The sequence below is a fragment of the Cellulomonas sp. genome (genome assembly GCF_035634735.1).
Classification (GTDB): Bacteria; Actinomycetota; Actinomycetes; order Actinomycetales; family Cellulomonadaceae; genus Cellulomonas.
This window is the reverse complement of sequence record NZ_DASQCJ010000092.1, coordinates 1-19,132: the sequence shown is the minus strand read 5'-3', so window position 1 is coordinate 19,132 and position 19,132 is coordinate 1. Positions and strand designations below refer to the sequence as shown.

The 19,132-nt window shown below is 76.4% G+C and carries 19 protein-coding genes; 5 read left to right on the top strand and 14 right to left on the bottom strand.

What is annotated here, in order from left to right; genetic code table 11:
* Positions 1 to 1,364 (bottom strand): APC family permease (locus tag VER05_RS08410; protein WP_324844915.1); only part of this gene is annotated, 1,364 nt, incomplete at its 3' end.
* A gap of 158 nt (positions 1,365 to 1,522) precedes the next feature.
* On the opposite strand from VER05_RS08410, the gene VER05_RS08405 reads away from it, so the two are divergent.
* Together VER05_RS08405 and VER05_RS08400 are read left to right on the top strand one after the other, a co-directional pair.
* Positions 1,523 to 2,173, top strand: coding sequence for a TrkA family potassium uptake protein (locus VER05_RS08405; protein WP_324844919.1), 651 nt, complete (start codon positions 1,523 to 1,525; stop codon positions 2,171 to 2,173).
* A complete protein-coding gene (locus VER05_RS08400; protein WP_324844914.1) occupies positions 2,170 to 2,868 on the top strand; it encodes a TrkA family potassium uptake protein in 699 nt (232 codons plus the stop codon). Before VER05_RS08405 ends, VER05_RS08400 begins: the two co-directional genes overlap by 4 nt.
* On the opposite strand, the gene VER05_RS08395 is transcribed toward VER05_RS08400, so the two are convergent.
* The 4 genes from VER05_RS08395 to dut form a co-directional block, all read right to left on the bottom strand.
* Positions 2,777 to 3,532, bottom strand: coding sequence for a DUF3159 domain-containing protein (locus VER05_RS08395; RefSeq protein WP_324844913.1), 756 nt, complete (start codon positions 3,530 to 3,532; stop codon positions 2,777 to 2,779). The genes VER05_RS08400 and VER05_RS08395 overlap by 92 nt on opposite strands.
* A gap of 31 nt (positions 3,533 to 3,563) precedes the next feature.
* Complete coding sequence (locus VER05_RS08390) at positions 3,564 to 3,932, bottom strand: OB-fold nucleic acid binding domain-containing protein (RefSeq protein WP_324844918.1); 369 nt, start codon at positions 3,930 to 3,932, stop codon at positions 3,564 to 3,566.
* A 10-nt stretch (positions 3,933 to 3,942) separates the two neighbouring features.
* Positions 3,943 to 4,731, bottom strand: a complete 789-nt coding sequence (locus VER05_RS08385; protein ID WP_414647585.1) for a DUF3710 domain-containing protein — start codon at positions 4,729 to 4,731, stop codon at positions 3,943 to 3,945.
* Between the two features lie 74 nt (positions 4,732 to 4,805).
* Positions 4,806 to 5,315: a dUTP diphosphatase gene (gene dut / locus VER05_RS08380; RefSeq protein WP_324844916.1), complete on the bottom strand. Its 510-nt coding sequence runs from the start codon at positions 5,313 to 5,315 to the stop codon at positions 4,806 to 4,808.
* Between the two features lie 82 nt (positions 5,316 to 5,397).
* Between dut and VER05_RS08375 the strand changes: the two genes are divergently transcribed.
* On the top strand, positions 5,398 to 5,871 hold the full coding sequence (locus VER05_RS08375; RefSeq protein WP_324844912.1) for a DUF3093 domain-containing protein: 474 nt from the start codon (positions 5,398 to 5,400) through the stop codon (positions 5,869 to 5,871).
* A gap of 114 nt (positions 5,872 to 5,985) precedes the next feature.
* Here VER05_RS08375 and VER05_RS08370 read toward each other — a convergent pair whose 3' ends face one another.
* The 3 genes from VER05_RS08370 to VER05_RS08360 all read right to left on the bottom strand — a co-directional run bounded on the left by VER05_RS08370 (position 5,986) and on the right by VER05_RS08360 (position 8,105).
* On the bottom strand, positions 5,986 to 6,285 hold the full coding sequence (locus VER05_RS08370; protein WP_146835284.1) for a DUF4193 domain-containing protein: 300 nt from the start codon (positions 6,283 to 6,285) through the stop codon (positions 5,986 to 5,988).
* A 129-nt stretch (positions 6,286 to 6,414) separates the two neighbouring features.
* Positions 6,415 to 7,272 (bottom strand): inositol monophosphatase family protein, encoded by an 858-nt coding sequence (locus tag VER05_RS08365; RefSeq protein WP_324844911.1) that lies wholly within the window; start codon positions 7,270 to 7,272, stop codon positions 6,415 to 6,417.
* A gap of 38 nt (positions 7,273 to 7,310) precedes the next feature.
* Positions 7,311 to 8,105, bottom strand: a complete 795-nt coding sequence (locus VER05_RS08360; RefSeq protein ID WP_324844910.1) for a trimeric intracellular cation channel family protein — start codon at positions 8,103 to 8,105, stop codon at positions 7,311 to 7,313.
* 104 nt (positions 8,106 to 8,209) lie between these two features.
* Here VER05_RS08360 and sepH point away from each other — a divergent pair, with 104 nt between their 5' ends.
* Positions 8,210 to 9,355, top strand: coding sequence for a septation protein SepH (sepH, locus tag VER05_RS08355; RefSeq protein WP_324844909.1), 1,146 nt, complete (start codon positions 8,210 to 8,212; stop codon positions 9,353 to 9,355).
* A gap of 49 nt (positions 9,356 to 9,404) precedes the next feature.
* Here the strand turns inward: sepH and VER05_RS08350 are convergent, their stop codons facing one another.
* The 4 genes from VER05_RS08350 to VER05_RS08335 are packed head-to-tail and all read right to left on the bottom strand — an operon-like array spanning position 9,405 to position 14,710.
* Positions 9,405 to 10,064, bottom strand: coding sequence for a thymidine kinase (locus VER05_RS08350; protein WP_324844908.1), 660 nt, complete (start codon positions 10,062 to 10,064; stop codon positions 9,405 to 9,407).
* A gap of 52 nt (positions 10,065 to 10,116) precedes the next feature.
* Positions 10,117 to 11,295, bottom strand: coding sequence for an alkaline phosphatase family protein (locus tag VER05_RS08345; protein WP_324844907.1), 1,179 nt, complete (start codon positions 11,293 to 11,295; stop codon positions 10,117 to 10,119).
* Between the two features lie 2 nt (positions 11,296 to 11,297).
* The gene (locus tag VER05_RS08340) at positions 11,298 to 11,867 is read right to left on the bottom strand and encodes a DUF5998 family protein (protein ID WP_324844906.1); all 570 of its coding nucleotides are present in this window, start codon (positions 11,865 to 11,867) and stop codon (positions 11,298 to 11,300) included.
* Between the two features lie 53 nt (positions 11,868 to 11,920).
* A complete protein-coding gene (locus VER05_RS08335) occupies positions 11,921 to 14,710 on the bottom strand; it encodes a GNAT family N-acetyltransferase (RefSeq protein ID WP_324844905.1) in 2,790 nt (929 codons plus the stop codon).
* A 114-nt stretch (positions 14,711 to 14,824) separates the two neighbouring features.
* On the opposite strand from VER05_RS08335, the gene VER05_RS08330 reads away from it, so the two are divergent.
* Entirely contained in the window at positions 14,825 to 17,338 is a 2,514-nt protein-coding gene (locus tag VER05_RS08330) for a DNA topoisomerase IV subunit A (RefSeq protein WP_324844903.1), read from the top strand.
* A gap of 159 nt (positions 17,339 to 17,497) precedes the next feature.
* Here the strand turns inward: VER05_RS08330 and VER05_RS08325 are convergent, their stop codons facing one another.
* Positions 17,498 to 17,971, bottom strand: a complete 474-nt coding sequence (locus VER05_RS08325) for a MarR family winged helix-turn-helix transcriptional regulator (protein ID WP_324844902.1) — start codon at positions 17,969 to 17,971, stop codon at positions 17,498 to 17,500.
* 44 nt (positions 17,972 to 18,015) lie between these two features.
* Positions 18,016 to 19,065: a GNAT family N-acetyltransferase gene (locus VER05_RS08320; RefSeq protein WP_324844901.1), complete on the bottom strand. Its 1,050-nt coding sequence runs from the start codon at positions 19,063 to 19,065 to the stop codon at positions 18,016 to 18,018.
* Positions 19,066 to 19,132 lie beyond the last annotated feature (67 nt).

Below are 19,132 nucleotides of genomic sequence, written 5' to 3'. Positions count from 1 at the left end.
ATGCCGAAGCCGATCGCGTTGATCACCCGGGACCGGAGCATCTGCCGGCGGCGGTCGGGGTCGGGCTGGGTCCGCAGCTCGCGCGTCCAGTGCTTGATCATCCCGAGCTGGGACAGCGTGAACGACACGAACACGCCCACGATGTACAGCTGGATGAGCCGGGTGACCTGGGCGTCGAAGGCCAGGATCAGCGCGATCGCGCCGGCGGCCAGGGCGATGATCCCGTTGGAGAACGCGAGCCGGTCGCCGCGGGTGTGCAGCTGGCGCGGCAGGTAGCCGTCCTTCGCGAGGATCGAGCCGAGCACCGGGAACCCGTTGAACGCCGTGTTCGCGGCGAGGATCAGGATGAGGCCGGTGACGACGGACACCAGGTAGAACGCCGGCGGGAACGAGTGGAAGATCGTCTGCGCGAGCTGCCCGATGACCGGGTCCTGCACGTACCCCTCGCCGACCGGCACGCCGTCGTCCAGCAGCTGCGTCGACGGGTCCTCGACGTAGTGCACGCCCGTCAGCCGGGCCAGCGTCAGGATCGACATGATGAGGAACACCGACAGCCCGCCGAGCAGCAGCAGGGTGGTCGCGGCGTTCTTCGACTTGGGCTTCCGGAACGACGGCACGCCGTTGCTGATCGCCTCGACGCCGGTGAGGGCGGCGGACCCGGACGCGAACGCGCGCAGCACGAGGAACGCTCCCGCGGCGCCCATCAGCCCCTGGTCGAACCCGTCGGCGGGGACGATCGTCAGCGCGCTGGACGCGGCCGGCTGCAGGTCCCCGGTCAGGTACTGCACGAAGCCGAAGATCGCGGTGCTGCCCACGGCGACCATGTACAGGTACACCGGGATCGCGAACGCGTTGCCGGACTCCCGGACGCCGCGCAGGTTCGCCAGCGTGAGCAGCACGACGATGACCACGGCGAACAGCGCCTCGTGGCCGCGCAGCGCCGGGATCGCCGACGCCGCGTACTGCGCGCCGGACGACACGGACACCGCGACGGTGAGCACGTAGTCGACCAGCAGCGCGCTCGCGACGGTGACGCCCGCCTTCGGCCCGAGGTTCACGGTGGCGACCTCGTAGTCGCCGCCGCCCGAGGGGTACGCGTGCACGTTCTGCCGGTACGACGCGATGACGGTGACCATCACGACGACGACGGCCAGGCCGACCCACGGGGAGATGACGGTGGCGCTCACGCCGGCGAGGGCGAGCGTCAGCAGCACCTCGTCGGGGGCGTAGGCGACGGACGACAGCGCGTCCGACGCGAAGATCGGCAGGGCGATCCGCTTCGGGAGGAGGGTGTGCCCCAGGTTCTCGCTGCGGACCGGTCGGCCCAGCAGCAAGCGTTTGGCGGCATCCGCGAGATCCGGCACGAGCGACCATGCTAGGCGCACCCGGGCGGTTCCGGCACCGGACCCGCCCCGGGACCCCGCCGGCCGACCCACCCGGGCGCCCCGGGCCCACCCGGGACCACCGGCGTGCCCGGCGGTCCGCGCTAGGTATAGCGTTCCGCGTTGTGCACTTCGTCATCATGGGCTGCGGCCGCGCCGGCGCGACGCTCGCGCAGTCGCTGGAGGCCCACGGGCACTCCGTCGCGGTGATCGACCAGAACCCCGACTCGTTCCGCCGCCTCGACGCGGAGTTCGCCGGGAGCAAGGTGACCGGCCTCGGCTTCGACCGGGACACGCTCCGCCAGGCGGGCATCGACGACGCGTACGGCTTCGCGGCCGTGTCCGACGGCGACAACTCGAACATCCTCGCCGCGCGCGTCGTGCGCGAGACGTTCGGCGTCGAGAACGTGGTCGCCCGGATCTACGACCCGCACCGCGCCGAGATCTACCAGCGGCTCGGCATCCCGACGGTGGCGACCGTCCGGTGGACCGCCGACCAGGTGCTCCGGCGGCTGCTGCCCATGGGCGCGACCAGCCAGTTCACCGACGCGTCGGGGAAGATCAGCCTGTCCGAGGTCGACGTGCACCCCGGCTGGGTCGGCAAGCCGCTGCGCCTGCTCGAGGAGGCGGCCGGCGCCCGGATCGCCTACCTGACCCGCTACGGCGACGGGCTGCTGCCCGACGCGAACACCGTCCTCCAGGAGAGCGACATCGTGCACCTGCTGCTCCGCGCCGACGAGCAGTCCGCCGTCGAGCGCGTCGTCACCGCGGCCCCGGAGGTGCAGGCGTGAGGGTCGTCATCGCGGGCGCCGGCTCCGTCGGCCGCTCCATCGCGCGCGAGCTCCTCGCCAACGGGCACGAGGTCACGCTCATCGACCGCCAGCCGTCCGCCATGCGCGTCGCGCAGGTGGCCGACGCAGACTGGCTGCTCGCCGACGCGTGCGAGCTGCCGACGCTGACCCAGGCGCGCACCGACGAGTGCGACGTCGTGGTGGCCGCGACCGGCGACGACAAGGCCAACCTGGTCATCTCGCTGCTCGCCAAGACCGAGTACGGGGTGCCGCGCACCGTCGCCCGGGTGAACAACCCGAAGAACGAGTGGATGTTCGACGAGGCGTGGGGCGTGGACGTCGCCGTCTCCACCCCGCGGATCATGACGGCGATGATCGAGGAGGCCGTCTCCGTCGGCGACCTGGTGCGGATCTTCACGTTCCACCAGTCCGGCGCGGACATCCTCGAGCTCACGCTGCCCGAGGGCTCCCCGCTCGCCGGCTCGCTGGTCGGTCAGATCGACTGGCCGGCCGACACCGTGCTCGCGGCGATCGTCCGGGACGACCGCCCGTTCCAGCCGTCCGGGGACGACACCCTGGAGGGCGGCGACGAGCTGCTGTTCGTCACGGGGCGGGACGCGTCCGAGGAGGACCTGGCCGCGCTGCTGTCGAGCCGCGTACCAGGATCCAGCTCGCCCACAGCACCAGGGCGGTGAGCGGCACGCCCATCACGAGCTTCGCGGTGCCGAGCCAGGCGACCTGACCCGCGAGGTACAGCGGCACCTGCACGGCCAGGCGCAGCGCGAACATGGCCGCCCACAGCCAGGTCGCCCACGTGTAGCGGCGGCGCAGCTCGGGGTCCCGCCGCCAGGCGAGCGCGCCGGACCACGAGCCCTCGGCCTGCAGGGGGCCGTCCGCGCGGAACAGGCCGAGCACGAGCCCGACCAGCGGCCAGCCGGCGAGGGCGGACGCCGCGAACGGGACGAGGTACGCGGCGTTGACCAGCAGACCCCACAGGTAGAAGTCCTGCGCGCGGCCCGTCTGGGTGGCGATGAGGGCGCCGATGCCGATGCCGACCGCGCCCGAGAGCGCCTGGGTCACGGGCGTGCGCTGCGCGAGCCGGGCGACGACCGCCACCACGACGGCGGCGACCGCGGCGACGAGCGCCGGACGCAGCTGCTGGCCGGACGCCACGAACACGACGACGAACAGCAGGCCGGGCAGCACCGCCTCGACGATGCCGCGCACGCCGCCCACCGCGTCGAGGAACGAGAAGTGCTCCGCCTCGATCGCGCGCATCCCGCGGGCGGGCACCGCGTCCTCGGGCGCGGCGGCGGGCGGCACGGGCGCGTCGGGCACGCCCGCCGGGACCGGCGTCACCGGCGGCTCGTGGCCGCCGGCCGGCGTCGGCTCACTCACCCGGCCGGGGCCGCAGCTCGTAGCGCGGGTTGTACATGGAGCGCCGGCCCTCGCGGGTGCACACCAGCCCCTCGACCTTGAGCCGGCGGCCCGGCTCGATGCCGGCGATCTCGCGGCGGCCCAGCCACACGAGGACCAGGTTGCCGCTGCCGTCGTACAGGTCGGCCTCGAGCGCGGGCACGCCCTGGCGGGGGCGCAGCACCACCGAGCGGATCACGCCGGAGACCTTGGCGCGGTGCCGGTCCGGGGTCTGGTCGACGGGCATGCAGCCCGTCGCGCGGACCGCGTCCTCGCGCTCCTCCGAGGCCTCGATCTCCTCCTGCGAGGCGACGGCCCGGCGGAGGCCCTCGCGCAGCGACAGCGGCGACATGTCAGCGGATCTCCGTGATCTCCGGCCCGCGCTTCAGCGGGTCGAACGTGGGTGCGGCCGGGGCGGCGGGCTGGGCGGCGACGCCGTCGGCCTGGTTCGGCAGCGTCAGCGCGAGCAGGTCGCGCGGGGCGCGGGCCTCGGTGCCGCGGACGACGACCGTCCTGCGGAACAGGTCCTCGAGGGTGCCGGCGGCCTCCTCGTCGACCGCGGCGCGGCCGGTGATGACGCCGCGCAGGAACCAGCGGGGGCCGTCGACGCCGACGAACCGCGCGGGGCGGTGGCCGGTGCGGCCCTCGGGGGTGCGCACGGGGAGGCGGGCGAGCAGCTCGCGGCCGAACGGCCCGGGCACGTCGTCGACGGCGCCCCCCTGCTTGCGCACGGACTCGCCGATCTCCTCGCGGATCTCGTCCCAGATGCCGTCGGTCCGCGGCGCGGCGAACGCCTGCATCTGCAGGGTCGAGCCGTCGATCGTCACGCCGACCGCCGTCACGGTGCCGGACTTCTTGTCGATCTCCATGCGCAGCTCCATGCCGTGCACGCCGGGCAGCCGCAGGGCGCCCAGGTCGACGCGCGGGCCGGCCGGGACCTCCTCGCCGGAGTCCCAGGGGCCGGCGGACCGGTCGACCGCGGTCGGGGCCGCGTCCTCCGGGGTCGCGTCCTGCACCGCGGCTCCGTCGTCCGCGGCGGCCGCGGTGCCGGCCTGGTCGGCGGCCCCCTCGGCTGCGTCGACGCCGGCCGCGGTCTCGTCCTGGGCGGTGCGGTCCTTCGCACCGCGCCGGAATAGCGCCACCCTCAGTCCCCTCTCCGGGTCGCCCGCGTCGCGGGCGCGTTCGTCTCCACGATAGTCCGCACGCGACGGACCACCTAGCGGGCCGCCTGCGTGTCCGCCGTGGGCGCACCGGCGGGCGCGCCGCCGGGCCCGCCCGCGGCGCCGGCCGCGCGCCAGCCGCCGCTCGACCCGAACCCGCCCGTGCCGCGGACCGAGTCCGGCAGCTCGTCGGCCTCGACGAACAGCGCGCGCTCGACCCGCTGGACCACCAGCTGGGCCACGCGGTCGCCGCGGTGCAGCACGACCGGCTCGCGCGCGTCCGTGTTGAGCAGGGTCACGGCGATCTCGCCGCGGTAGCCCGCGTCCACGGTGCCCGGCGCGTTGACGATCGTGAGGCCGTGCCGCGCGGCCAGGCCGGACCGCGGGTGCACGAAGGCCGCGTAGCCCTCGGGCAGCGCGATCGCGATCCCGGTCGGCACGGTGACCCGCTCGCCCGGCTCGAGGGTCGCGTCCACCCGGGTGACCAGGTCCGCGCCGGCGTCGCCGGGGTGCGCGTAGGCCGGGACCGGCACGCCCTCGTCGAGGCGGCGCAGCAGGATGGTCATGGTCTCGGTGGCCGCCGGGGCGGGCGCGTCGTCCGTCACGGGCCCCGACCCTACCCGCCGCCGCAGGTGGGATGCTGGGGCCGTGCAGACGACGACCGCCCCCGCCTTCGCCGAGCGCCTCTGGCCCTCCCCCGCCGGCTGGGTCGCCGTGCCCGCCCTCGCCGCGATGCTCGGCATCGTGCTGCTGCCGCTGTCCCCCGTGGCCGCGGCGGTCGGCGCCGCCCTCGGCCTGGTCGCCGCCGCGCTGGCCGCCGCGCGCCTCGCCACCCGGGTGCGCGTCGAGGGCGGCGAGCTGCACGCCGGGGACGCGCACGTCCCGGTCGCGCTGCTGCGGGCGCCGCGCGCGCTCGACGCGGACGAGACCCGGCACGAGCTCGGCCCCGGCCTGGACGCCCGCGCCCACGTGTGCCTGCGCGGCTGGGTGCGGACCGCGGTGCGGGTCGAGCTGGACGACCCGGCGGACCCGACGCCGTACTGGCTGGTCTCGACCCGGCGGCCGGCGGAGCTCGTCGCGGCGCTGGGCGGCCCCGTCGACGGCGGCTCCCCGGCGGCCTGACCCGGCCCGGGGACGACGACGCCGGCCGGACCACGGGGGTCCGGCCGGCGTCGTGACGGCTGGGTGGGGCGCGCCCGCCCGCCTGCGCGGCGGTCGGCGCGCCCGGTCAGCAGCTCAGGCCGCGCACTCCGAGCAGACGGGCATGCCGTCCTTCTCGTACGCGAGCTGGCTGCGGTGGTGGACCAGGAAGCACTTCGAGCAGGTGAACTCGTCGGCCTGGCGCGGCAGCACCCGGACGGAGAGCTCCTCGCCCGACAGGTCCGCGCCCGGGAGCTCGAACCCCTCGGCCGCTTCGGTCTCGTCCTCGTCCACCACGCCCGAGTTCTTGTCGGAGCGCCGGGCCTGGAGCTCCTGCAGCGAGTCCTCGCTGAGGTCCTCCTCGGTCTTGCGCGGGGCGTCGTAGTCGGTTGCCATGTGGTGTGGTCACGCTCCGTCTGGTGGTCGGGATCGTCGTACGCGGGATCAAGCGAACGGGGGACGCCGTTTGTTCCCGGTCGGGCGCCCCGGATTGTGCCTCATTTCGGGGCGCCGCGCACCCCGGGCTCAGTCGTCCGCGTCGGCGCCCAGCTCGGCGAGCAGCGCGGCCAGCTCGTGGACCGTCGCGGCGGGCCCCACGACCGACATCTCGACGCCCGCGGGACGCCCCCGCAGGCCGCTGACCTGCGCGCCCGCCTCGATCGCGATGATCTGGCCGGCGGCGAGGTCCCAGGGGTTCAGGCCCCGCTCGTAGTGCGCGTCGAGGGAGCCCTCGGCCACCCGGCACAGGTCCAGCGCCGCCGAGCCGATGCGCCGGATGTCCCGCACCCGCGGCAGCAGCGCGGCCAGCACCCGGCCCTGCGCGCGGCGGCGCTCCTCGAGGTACCCGAAGCCCGTGCCGACCAGCGACGTGGCGAGCGGGCGGGCCGGGTTCACCTCGAGCCGCCGCCCGTCGCGGAACGCGCCCTGCCCCCGCCCGGCGGTGTACGTGCGGCCGTCCGCGACCGCGTGCACGCACCCGGCGACGGGGGTCCAGCGCGCGGGGTCGGGCTCGCCGGCGACGACGCCGACCGAGACCGCGAACGCCGGGACGCCGTAGAGGTAGTTGACCGTGCCGTCGATCGGGTCCAGCACCCAGGTGAGCCCGCTCGTGCCGGGCTCCAGGCCGTGCTCCTCGCCCAGCACACCGTCCTGCGGCCGGTGCTCGGCGAGCAGGGCGCGCAGGTGCGTCTCGGACGCGAGGTCCATCGCGGTGACCGGGTCGACGTCGCTGGACTTGGTGGCGGCCACCTGGACCCGCTCCGGACTGGTGGTGCGGATCAGGTCGCCCGCGGAGCGCGCGAGGCGCTCGGCGAGCTCGGTGAGGGCGCGGACCTCGGCGGGGTCCGGCAGGGGGGCGGCGGGAGACTCGGAGGCGCTCGTCACGCGGCCCATCCTGCCCGAGCGGGCGCCCGCGCGGGGGCTCAGCCGGCGCCCGGTCCCCCGCCGCCGCCCGGGCCGCGCGCCTCGTCCCGGCCCGCCGCCCGCGACCGGCGCACCCGGGCCACCCAGCGCAGCAGCGGCGCGGGCTGCTCGCGCGGCGCCCGCGCGGCGCGCCCCACCCCGCCCACGCGGCCCAGCCGGGCGCGGGCGGCCGCGCGGTCCCACGGCCCCGGCGCCCGCCAGCCGAACCGCAGCGCGACCAGCCGGATGCCGAGCACCGCCACGACGGCGGCGACCACGGTGCCCTCGGACAGCGCGTCCTCGCGCCACAGCACGGCGAGCACGAGCGCGCCCAGCAGCGACGGGATCGCGTAGAGCTGGCGCTGGTGCAGCACGGCGGGCAGCTCGCCGGTGAGCAGGTCGCGCAGGACCCCGCCGCCGACGCCGGTGATGATCCCCGCGAACACCGCGGCGGTCGCCCCGACGCCGTACTCCAGGGCCTTGATCGTCCCGACGACGGTGAACAGCGCCAGCGCCCCGGCGTCCAGCACCAGCACGAGCCGGCGGAGCCGGTGCAGCGCCGGGTGCGCGGCCCAGGTCAGCAGCCCCGCGGCGCAGGCCGTCGCGACGAACTCCCACTGCGCGATGCCGACGGGCGGGATCGCGCCGATCAGGACGTCGCGCAGGATGCCGCCGCCGAGGCCGGCGACCCAGGCCAGGACGACGATGCCGAAGATGTCGAAGCCCTTGCGCACCGCGGCGAGCCCGCCGGACAGCGCGCCGACGAACACGCCCAGGAGCTCGAGCACGGGCTGCAGGGGGAGGTCGACGTGCACAGGGGAGATCATGGCAGCCGGGAGTTCCGGCGGCGCACCGCCGAGCCTCCCCGGGATCGGGCCCCGGCGATGGCAGGCTCGTCCGCGGAACGATGGGAGAGGTGATGGCCGAGCTGGAGCTGATCGGGCTGCACGAGGACGGGGAGCACCTGGTCCTCGCCGCGGCCGACGGGCAGCGCTACCGCCTGCGCATCGACGAGCCGCTGCGCGCCGCGGTGCGCCGCGACCGCCCGCAGCTGGAGCAGATCCGCGCCGAGCAGTCGGGCGTGCCGAGCCCGCGGGAGATCCAGGCGCGCGTGCGCGCCGGGCAGTCCGCGGAGCAGATCGCCGAGGAGTCCGGGCTGGCCGTGGAGCACGTGCGGCGGTTCGAGGGGCCCGTGCTCGCCGAGCGCGAGTTCGTGGCCGAGCAGGCGCGCGGGACCCGGGTGGGCCGCGACGTGGGCGCCCCCGTGCTGGGCGAGCTGGTGGTCGACCGGCTCGCGGCGCGCGGCGTGGACACGGCGGCGGTGACCTGGGACGCGTTCCGCGAGGGCGGCGGCGGCTGGGTCGTCGTCGCGCGGTTCCGCGTGGAGGACGACGCCCGCGAGGCGCGCTGGTCCTACGACGCGCAGGCGCGCGCGGTGCACGCGGAGGAGGACGAGGCCCGCTGGCTCTCCGAGACGGAGATCGCCGACGGCCCGGTCCCCCGCCGGCACCTGTCCGCGGTGCGCGACCTCGTGTACGACGTGGACGCCGACGTGCGCCCGGTGCTCGCCGCGGTGGACGCCCCCGGGCGCGCGCAGCACCGCGAGGAGGAGGACCCCGCGGACGACCTGCGGGCCACCCACGAGCTGCTCGACGACCTGCGCGCCCGGCGCGGCGTGCGGCAGACGCTCGACCTGGAGGACGACGAGGACGGCGACGCGTTCGGCGGCTTCGGGCCGCAGCACGCGTTCGACTTCGGCCAGCTCGACGAGCCGGCGGCGCCCGGGGCGCACCCGGTCGACGTCGAGCCAGCCGCCGAGGCCCGGATCTACCCGGCGCCGGCCCGCCCGCGGGCGGTCGAGGACGAGCCGGAGACCCCGGTCGCGCTCGAGCCCGGCGAGCCGGGGCCCGCCCCCGCGGCCGGCCGCGCGCCCGCGCCCGCGCCCGACGAGGACACCACGCCGACCCGGCCCGAGGACCAGCCCAAGCCGCGGTCCGGCGGGCGCCGCGGCCGGCCGAAGGTGCCGAGCTGGGACGAGATCGTGTTCGGCGCGAAGCCGGAGTGAGGTCCGCGCGGGGGCGGTGACGCCGGCCCCGCGCGGTCCCGCGGCGGGCTCAGTCGCCGGGCAGCAGGCCCAGCGTCTGCGGCGACAGCGCCGGCGCGCCCGACGTGCGCGCGGTCATCCGGAGCCGGTGGTGCTTCCGGCACAGCACCTCGTACCCCACCGCGTCGTCCTCGGTCGGCACCGTCACGTCCCCGACGACGACCTGCGCCCCCTCGACGACCATGACCCCGTGCTCGGTGCGGGCGTTCTGCGTGGCCCGCGCGCCGCACCAGCACAGCGCCTGGACCTGGAGCGTCTCGACCCGGTCGGCGAGCTCGAGCAGCCGCGCGGAGCCCGCGAACAGCCGGGTGCGGAAGTCGGTGGTGATCCCGAAGGCGAACACGTCCACGTCCAGGTCGTCGACGACCCGGCCGAGCTGCTCGACCTGCTCGGCGGAGTAGAACTGCGCCTCGTCGCAGATGAGGAAGTCCACCCGCGCCCCGCGGCTGCGCCGCTGCACGACCTCGGCCCAGAAGTCGGTCGCCGGCGTGACCTCGTGCGCGGGGACGGACAGGCCGAGCCGCGAGGACAGCACGTGCTCCCCCGCCCGGTCGTTCTGGGTGAACAGCACCCCGCCCCGGCCCCGTGCCGTGTGGTTGTGGTGCATCTGCAGCGCCAGGGTGGACTTGCCGCAGTCCATGGTGCCGCAGAAGAAGACCAGCTCGGCCACGTGCTCCTCGTTCCTCGTCGTGCTGGGGTCGTGCGGGGTGGGGCCGGACGGCTCAGGTGTGCACCGCGAGCAGCGGCACCCGCAGCTCCGCGGGGGTCAGCGAGCCGTGCACGCCGACGAGCTGCAGCGAGGCCGGGGTCTGCGTCCGGGAGTCGACCACCGTGGCCCGCCCGGTCGCCGCGACGACGAGGTCGCCGATCAGCGGTCGCACGTGCCCGGACACCGGCCCGAACAGCCCGGCCGCGACGGCGTCGTCCCCGGTGAGCACCACCGCGTCGTCGCCGAGCACGTCGGCCCACCGGGCCTCGGCCGCGCGCGGGTCCACGCCGGGCTCGAGGTGCACGTGCAGCGCGCGCGGCTCCCCCGCGACCAGCGCCACGCCCTCGGCCAGCCCGGGGGTGGTCGCCACGTCCCGGCGCCGCGACGGGTCGACGTCGACCATGCCGTGGTCCGCGGTGACGACCACGGTCGCGTTCTTCGGCAGCGAGCGGACCAGCCGGCGCAGCTCGCCGTCGAGCGCCTCGAGCTGGTCGCCCCACTGCCAGGAGCCGGCGCCCTCGTGGTGGCCGGTCTTGTCGACGTCGCCCCAGTACAGGTACACGAGCCCGGGCTCCCGCAGCAGCCGCAGCGCCGCGTCGACCCGCTGCGCCAGCGACTCCGCCGCGCGGTAGCCGCCGCCGCGCAGCGCCGCCTCCGTGAGGCCGGAGCCCATGAACTTCGCGGGGCCGACGGTGGTGACCGTCACGCCGTGCGCGACCAGCCGCTCGAACACCGTGGGCTCGCGCTGCCACTCCCGCGCCGGGCCGAGGCCGTCCCAGGACACCATGTTGGCCAGGCCGCCGCTCGCGGGGTTGCGGACCGTGTAGCCGACCAGGCCGGTGCGGCCGGGGCCGGTGCCGGTGCCGAACGAGCCCATGGACGCGGCCGTCGTCGACGGGTAGCCCGCGGACAGCGGCCCCGCGCCGTTCAGCAGCGACCGCAGGAACGGCGCGTGCCCCGCGCGCTCGGTGAGGTTCTCGTAGCCCAGGCCGTCGACCAGGACGACGCACACCCGGTGCGCCGCCGGCAGGCCCAGCTGGGCGCGGCGGGCCGGGCCGTCCGGGACGGGCGCGCCGAGGGCGTCGGCGACGGCGGGCAGCAGCCCGGACAGCGAGGGGCCCTCGTAGTCGGGCGGCACGAGGCCCGCGTCCGCGAGCTTGGCCGGCACGGTGGACGACGCGGCGGCGGTCATCGTCAGCGCGCGCTCGCCGCGGAGAGCCGCTTGGCGAACGCCACGGCGTCGCGGACGGCGCCCTCGCCCTCGGCGACCGCGGACACCCGGACCACCACGTCGTCGGGCGTCAGGGTGCCGGTCAGGCCGTGGTCCGCCTCGCAGCCCGGGTCCGCGCAGCCGGCGGGCTCCAGGTCGACCCGGGACACCGCGCCCCAGCCGACCGCGAGCGTGAGCTCGGCCGCGGCCGTCCCCGGGCGGTGCTGCTCCGGGCTGGCGATCACGTGGGTCAGCGCGACCGAGCGCAGCTCGGAGAGCGGGACGGCCTCCGTGGTCGCGGCCGCGCTGGCCGAGGGGTGCTCGCTGTCGGCGGGGTGGTCGTCGACGTGCGCGACCACGAGCCGCGTCGGGGTGAGCGCCAGGACGGTCACGTGCCGGCGCACCTCCTGCGCGTCGAACGTGGTCTCGGGGTGCACGAGGTAGGCCTCGACGGGCTCGTCCGCGAGCGCGACGTCCAGGACGTCGGCGACCAGGTCGGGGTAGTACCCGGCGCGGTGCAGGTCACGGAGCAGGTCGGTGGAGGGTGCAGGCACCCGGACATCCTCCCACCCGAGGGGCGGCGCCGTCACACCCCCCGCCCGCCGGGTCAGGCGGGCAGGGCGCGGCGCGGGCCGTCGGCGCGGGTGCCGGCCACCCCGACCCGGGCCATCGCGCCCAGCACGTACGCGCCGCGCTCGGCCACCACGACCGGGTTCAGCTCCAGGTGCAGCAGCTCCGGCAGCTGGTCGGACAGCACCGCCACCCGGGCGAGCACGTCCTCCAGCGCCGCGACGTCGAGCGGCGGGACGCCCCGGTACCCGAACAGCCGGGGGGACGACCGCGGGGCGCGGACCATGTCCGACACGTCGACGTCGGTGAGCGGCGGCACCGCCCAGGCGACGTCGCCGAGCAGGTCGGTGGTGTCGCCGCCGAGCCCGAAGCCGAGCACCGGGCCGAACAGCGGGTCCTCCGCGGACCGGATGACGCACGCCACCCCGTGCGGGGCCATGGCCTGCACCTCCAGCGGCGCGCGCCCGGGCTCGGGGTCCCGGCCCGCGGCGAGCGCGAGCACCTGGTCGACGTCGGCGCGCAGCTCGGCCTCGTCGTGCACGTCGAGCCGCACGCCGCCCAGGTCGGACCGATGCCGCAGCGCGGGCACGGTGGACTTGAGCGCGACCGGCCAGCCCAGGCGGTCCGCCGCGGCGACGGCCTCGTCCGCGTCGTGCACCCCGACCGTCGGGAGCACCTCGACCCCGGCGAGGCCCAGCAGCTCGGCGACCTGCTCGGGCGTGAGGTCGAGCGAGGCGCGGTTGCCGGCCTCGTCGAGCCAGCCCGCGATCCGGCGGCGCGCGGTGCGGGCGTGGATGCCCTCGGGGGCGACGAGCCGGCCGCGGTCGGCCGCGCGCCACGCCGCGTACCGGGCGGCCTGGTCGAGCGCGAGCACCGCGTCCTCCGGCGTCGTGTACGCGGGCACGGTGCGCAGCACGCCGTCGGCGTCGGGCGCGGTGAGCGCGGGCGTCGCGCCGTGCAGGCCCAGCAGGCAGGCCACCGACGTCCGGCCCGACCCCGCGGCGTGCCGGGCGAGCGCCTGGGCGACCCGGTCGTCCCGCGGGCCGACGGTCGGCACGTGCATCGAGACCACGACCTCGACGTCCGGGTCGGCGTACACCGCCGCGAACGTGCGCTCGACCTTCGCGTCGTCGGCGTCCTCGTGCAGGATCGCCGGCGCGCGGGACACGGTGAACCCCGCGGCGGCCAGCGCCTCGGACACCAGCGACGCGGCGGCGGACGACGAGGCCACCACGGCGGCCCGGCGCCCGGGCGGCAGCGGCTGGAGCGCGAACAGCTGGGACACCTCGAGCATCTGGTGCACGTTGTCCACCAGCACGACGCCCGACCGGCGCATGACCTCCTGCAGCGTCTGCCGCGACGCCTGGGTGGGCCGGACCGCGTGCCCGGGCGGCACCACGTGGCCGGACCGGCCCGCGGTCACGACGACGACCGGCTTGGCGGCCGCCAGGCGGCGTGCGACGCGGGAGAACTTCCGGGGGTTGCCGATCGACTCCAGGTACAGCGCGACGACGTCGGTCGCGTCGTCGTCCTGCCAGAACTGCATGAGGTCGTTGCCGGACACGTCGGCGCGGTTGCCCGCGGACACCAGGTGCGCCAGCCCGAGGTGCCGGCGCCGCACCGAGCCGAGGATCGACACCGCGGTGGAGGCGGACTGGCAGAACAGGCCGATCCGCCCCGGCGGCGGCGGGTCCTCGGTGAGCGAGGCGTTCAGCAGCCCGCCGGCGGCGTGCGCGAGCAGCCCGTACGACCGCGGGCCGACCACCCGGAGGCCGGCGGCGTGCGCGGCCCGCAGCAGGGCGCGCTGCAGCGCGAGGCCGGTCGGCCCCTGCTCGGCGTAGCCGCCGGACAGCACGACGACGCCCTTGACGCCGAGCCGGCCGAGCGCGCGCACCGCGACGACGGCCTCCGCGGCGGGCAGGGCGAGCACGGCGAGGTCGACCGGGCCGGGCACGTCGTCGAGCCGGTCCCAGTGGTGCACCGTCGGGCGCGGGTCGGCGCCGGCGGGCGCGGGGCGGCCGACCACGTGCACCTCGACGCCGCGCTCGTCGCCGCCCGCGGCGGTGACCGCGCCCGTGCGGTGCGCCGGGTCGTCCGCGGACGGGACGCCCGCGACGAGGTCGGCGAGCACGCGCTCGGCGCGCCGGTCGTCCAGCGACCCCGGCTCCGCGCTCGGCGACGACAGGACCAGCACCGACCGGGCCGTGAGCAGCGCCTGGACGCTGCGGGCCTCGGCGGCGTGCTCGCGGGCCATCATCACCGCGAGCGACCGGTCCGTCGGGTCGATGTCGAAGCCCACCGTCACCACGCCGTCCTCCAGCTGCTGCTGCAGCGAGTAGCCGGCCTCGCGGAACACCGCGATCATCCGGCCGTTCTGCGGCAGCACGTCGGCGGTGAACCGGCGGATGCCGCGCTCCCGCGCGGCCGCGGCCAGGTGCTCCAGCAGGACCGAGCCGAGCCCGCGGCCGTGGTGCGCGTCGGCGATGTTGAAGGCCACCTCGGCCTCGTCCGGGCCGACCTTGTCGTACCGGGCGACGCCGATGATCGCGTCGTCCCCCGTCACCGCGACCAGCGCGACCCGGTCCCGGTGGTCGACGCGGGTGAACCGCGCGAGGTCCCGGTCCCCCAGCCGCTCCAGCGGCGCGAAGAACCGGAACACGATCGACGCCTCGGACTGCCCGACGTGGAACGCCTGCAGGGCGTCCGCGTCCTCGGGGCGGATCGGCCGCACGTGCGTGGTGCTGCCGTCGCGGAGGACGACGTCGGCCTCCCAGCTCTCCGGGTAGTCCGCCGCCTCGTCGGGCGCGCCCCCGGTGCTCTCGGCCATGCCCACGAGCCTAACGAACCGGCGCGCCGCGCGTCGTGGTGGTCCGCGGGGTCGCGGAGCGGCGACAATGGGCGCCGACCACCCGCACCGTCGATCCCGGGAGCAGCCCCCAGCATGGCGCGCCGCAGCAGCACCCCCGACGTCCCGCCCGAGGACGTCGTCGAGCGCATCGTCGACATCGACGTCGCCACCGAGATGGAGGGCTCGTTCCTCGAGTACGCCTACTCGGTCATCTACTCGCGCGCCCTGCCCGACGCCCGGGACGGGCTCAAGCCGGTGCAGCGCCGGATCCTGTTCCAGATGTCCGACATGGGCCTGCGCCCGGACCGGCCGTTCGTGAAGTCGGCCCGCGTGGTCGGCGAGGTGATGGGCAAGCTGCACCCGCACGGCGACACAGCGATCTACGACGCGATGGTGCGGATGGCGCAGCCGTTCTCGCTGCGGCTGCCGCTCGTGGACGGGCACGGCAACTTCGGCTCGCTCGACGACGGGCCCGCCGCCCCGCGGTACACCGAGGCGCGCATGGCGCCGTCCGCGCTCGCGATGACGCAGAGCCTGGACGAGGACGTCGTCGACTTCGTCCCGAACTACGACAACAAGCTGACCCAGCCCGGCGTGCTGCCCGCCGCGATCCCGAACCTGCTGGTCAACGGCGCGTCCGGCATCGCCGTCGGCATGGCGACCAACATGGCGCCGCACAACCTGGTCGAGGTCGTCGCGGCGGCCCGGCACCTGGTGCTGCACCCCGAGGCCACGCTCGACGAGCTCATGCGGTTCGTGCCCGGCCCCGACCTGCCCAGCGGCGGCAAGATCGTCGGGCTGGAGGGCGTGCGCGACGCGTACCGCACCGGCCGCGGCGCGTTCCGGACCCGGGCCACCGCGCGGATCGAGAACGTCACCCCGCGCCGCAAGGGCATCGTCGTCACCGAGCTGCCGTACACGGTCGGGCCCGAGAAGGTCATCGAGAAGATCAAGGAGGGCGTGCAGTCCAAGAAGCTCTCCGGCATCTCGGACGCCCTCGACCTCACCGACCGCCAGCACGGGCTGCGCCTGGTCATCGAGGTGAAGACCGGGTTCAACCCCGAGGCCGTGCTGGAGCAGCTCTACCGGTACACCCCGCTCGAGGACTCGTTCTCGATCAACAACGTCGCCCTGGTCGACGGCCAGCCGCGCACCCTCGGGCTGCGCGACCTGCTCCAGGTGTGGGTCGACCACCGCATCTCCGTGGTGCGGCGCCGCAGCCAGTTCCGGCTGCGGAAGAAGCAGGAGCGGCTGCACCTGGTCGAGGGCCTGCTCATCGCGATCGTCGACATCGACGAGGTCATCCAGGTCATCCGGTCCTCCGACGACGCGGACGCCGCGCGCACCCGGCTGCGCCAGGTGTTCGACCTGTCGGAGCCGCAGGCCGAGTACATCCTCGAGCTCCGGCTGCGCCGGCTGACCAAGTTCTCCCGCATCGAGTTGGAGAAGGAGCGCGACGAGCTGCTCGGCGAGATCGAGGCCCTGCAGGCGATCCTCGGCGACGAGGCGCTGCTGCGGACCACGGTCAGCGACGAGATGGCCGAGGTCGCCGCGACCTACGGCACCCCGCGCCGCACGATCCTGCTCGAGTCCGCGGGCGGCGTCGCCACCGCCGCCGAGGGCGCGCCCGCGCCGCGGTCCGGCCGGGCCGCCGCCCCCGCGCTGTCGCTCGAGATCGAGGACACCCCCTGCTACGCGCTGCTGTCCGCGACCGGCCTGGTCGCGCGCACCGGCAGCACCGACGTCGAGCTGCGGCCCGCACCCGGGGCGGGCCGGTCCAAGCACGACGTCCTCGCCGGCTCGGTCGCGACGTCGGTGCGCGGCGAGGTCGGCGTGCTGACCTCCCGCGGCGTCGTCCGCCGGGTGTCCGTGCTCGACCTGCCCGGCCTGCCGCCGACCGACGGGGCGCCGAACCTGTCCGGCGGCCTGCCGCTGTCCGAGCTGCTGGCGCTCGACAAGGGCGAGCGGGTGGTCGGGCTGGTGTCCGTGGCCGCCGACGCCCCGACGCTCGCCGTCGGCACGGCGCAGGGCGTGGTCAAGCGGGTCACCTCGGGCGAGCCGCCGGCCAACCGCGACTCCTGGGAGGTCATCGGCCTCAAGGACGGCGACGAGGTGGTGGGCGCCGCCGCCGTGACCGACGAGGACGAGCTGGTGTTCGTCTCCTCCGACGCCGCGCTGCTGCACTACCCGGCGGCCTCCGTGCGGCCGCAGGGCCGGCCCGCGGGCGGCATGGCGGGCATCAAGCTCGCGCCCGGCCAGCGGGTCGTGCACTTCGGCGCGCTGCCCGCGGGGTCCGACGCGGCCGACGACGCCGAGGGCCCGGTCGTGGTCACCGTCGCCGGGTCGTCGAGCGCGCTGCCCGGCACCCAGACCGGCTCGGCCAAGGTGACGCCGTTCTCCCGGTACCCGGGCAAGGGCCGCGCCACCGGCGGCGTCCGGGCGCACCGGTTCCTCAAGGGCGAGGACGCGCTGTTCCTCGCCTGGGTCGGCCCGGCGCCGGCGCGCGCGACGGGGTCGGCCGGGCAGCCGGTCGACCTGCCGGAGCCGGACGAGCGCCGGGACGGCTCGGGGCAGCCGCTGGCGGCCCCGCCGCTGGCGATCGGCTGACGCCGCCCGGGCGCGCCCTGCGCCCTGCGCCGAGATAGGACCTGCGCGCCGAGATAGGACTGTGGACGGCCCTATCTCGGCGGAAGGGTCCTATCTCGGCGATGCGTGAGAGGGCGACGGGGCGACGCGGGCGTGTCCTGGGGAGCCGGCCCGGGCGCGTCAGCGGGCGTGGCCCGTGGCGGCGATGCGGGCGCGCACCAGGCCCGACACCTCGACGAGCGACGCCACCTGCGCCTCGTCCAGCGGCGACAGCAGCAGGTCCCGCACCAGCACCCGGCGGGTCTGCTGCGCGGCGCGCGCGGCGGCCTCCCCCGCGTCGGTCAGGCACACGACCGTGCCGCGGCCGTCCTGCCGGTCGCGGCTCCGCGTCACCAGCCCGCGGGACTCCATGCGCCGGAGCTGGTGCGACACCCGGCTGTCCTGCCACTCGGCCGCCGCGGCGAGGTCCTTCGCCCGCAGGCCCGGGTGGCCCGCCGCGAGCAGCGGCTCCAGCAGCTCCAGGTCGGCGACGGAAACGCCGGCGTCGGCCCCGAGCCCGCGCTCGAGCGCCGTGAACATCTCCCGGGAGAGTCCCAGGTACATGCGCCACGTGGCGTCCTCGTCCACCTGCGCGCGCCCGTCCTCTGGAGCCATGGGCACAGCGTAGGGCCAGGCCGTCGCGCGGCGGGGCCGTTCCGTCAGACCTCGATCGTGTACATGATCGCGCCGTGCGTCACCTCGTAGCCGAGGCTGGCGTACAGGCCGTGCGCGCCGGACGGGTTCTCGGTGTCGACGTCGAGCTCGGCGTACTGCATGCCGTCCGCCCGGAAGGACGCCATGGCGGCCGTGAGGAGCGCCGGCGCCAGGCCCCTCCCGCGCCAGGCGCGGCGGACGCCGAGCAGCTCGGTGTAGCCCGAGGTGAAGCCCGCGACCGCCCAGTCGTGCTCGTACCGGCCGGAGATCGTGTACCCGGCGACCTCGCCCGTCGCCTCGTCGACGGCCACGTGGCTCCACTGCGGCGCGAACATCGCGCGGCCCTGCTGCCAGTGCTCGGCCGTCCGGGGCTCGCTCCCCCAGTGGTCGGCGAACGCCTCGTTGTGCGCGAGCCGCACGGCGTCGTCCAGCTCGGCCGACCACGGGACGATCCGCACGCCGTCGAGCGGGCGCGGCTCGGGCAGCGGGCGGGTCAGGTCGCGGCGCATGTCGGTGAAGTAGCGGATCGGCGCGTAGCCGGCCGCCGCGTGCAGGGCGAGGGCGTCGGCGCGGTGGTCCTCCAGGAAGGCGGCGATCCGCCCGGGCGCGTCCTTGCCGGACTCCGCGAGCTTCTGCCGCGCCCGGGCGGTGGCCCACCCGAGCAGGGCCCGGCCGATCCCGCCACCGCGCCACGCCGGGTCGACGCCGCCCGACACCCACACCCGGATGACCCGCACGTCGCCGGGCGGGGCGTCGAGCGTGATCCAGGCGCGCGGGACGCCCTCGGCGTCGAGGCCGACGCGCGAGTCCCGGGCCGGGTCCTTCCAGTCGCCGTCGAAGCCCTCGCCGACCTCGGTCTCGCTCGTGCGGAACGGCTGGGCGTCGGCGGCCTCGATGCGGGCGATCAGCGCGGCCAGCACCGGGACGTCGTCGCGGGTGAGCGGCCGCCAGGTCAGGCCCGTGGCGGCGGGGTCCGGCTCGGGCAGCGTCGCGGGCGCGGCGGCCCGCACCGCCAGCGACGGGGCGGCGGCGGGCGTCTCGGTGCTCTCGTGCATGGCGACACGGTGCACGACGACGGCCCGCGCTGTCACGCGGAATCGCCGCGGGCCGGGCGCGCGCGGG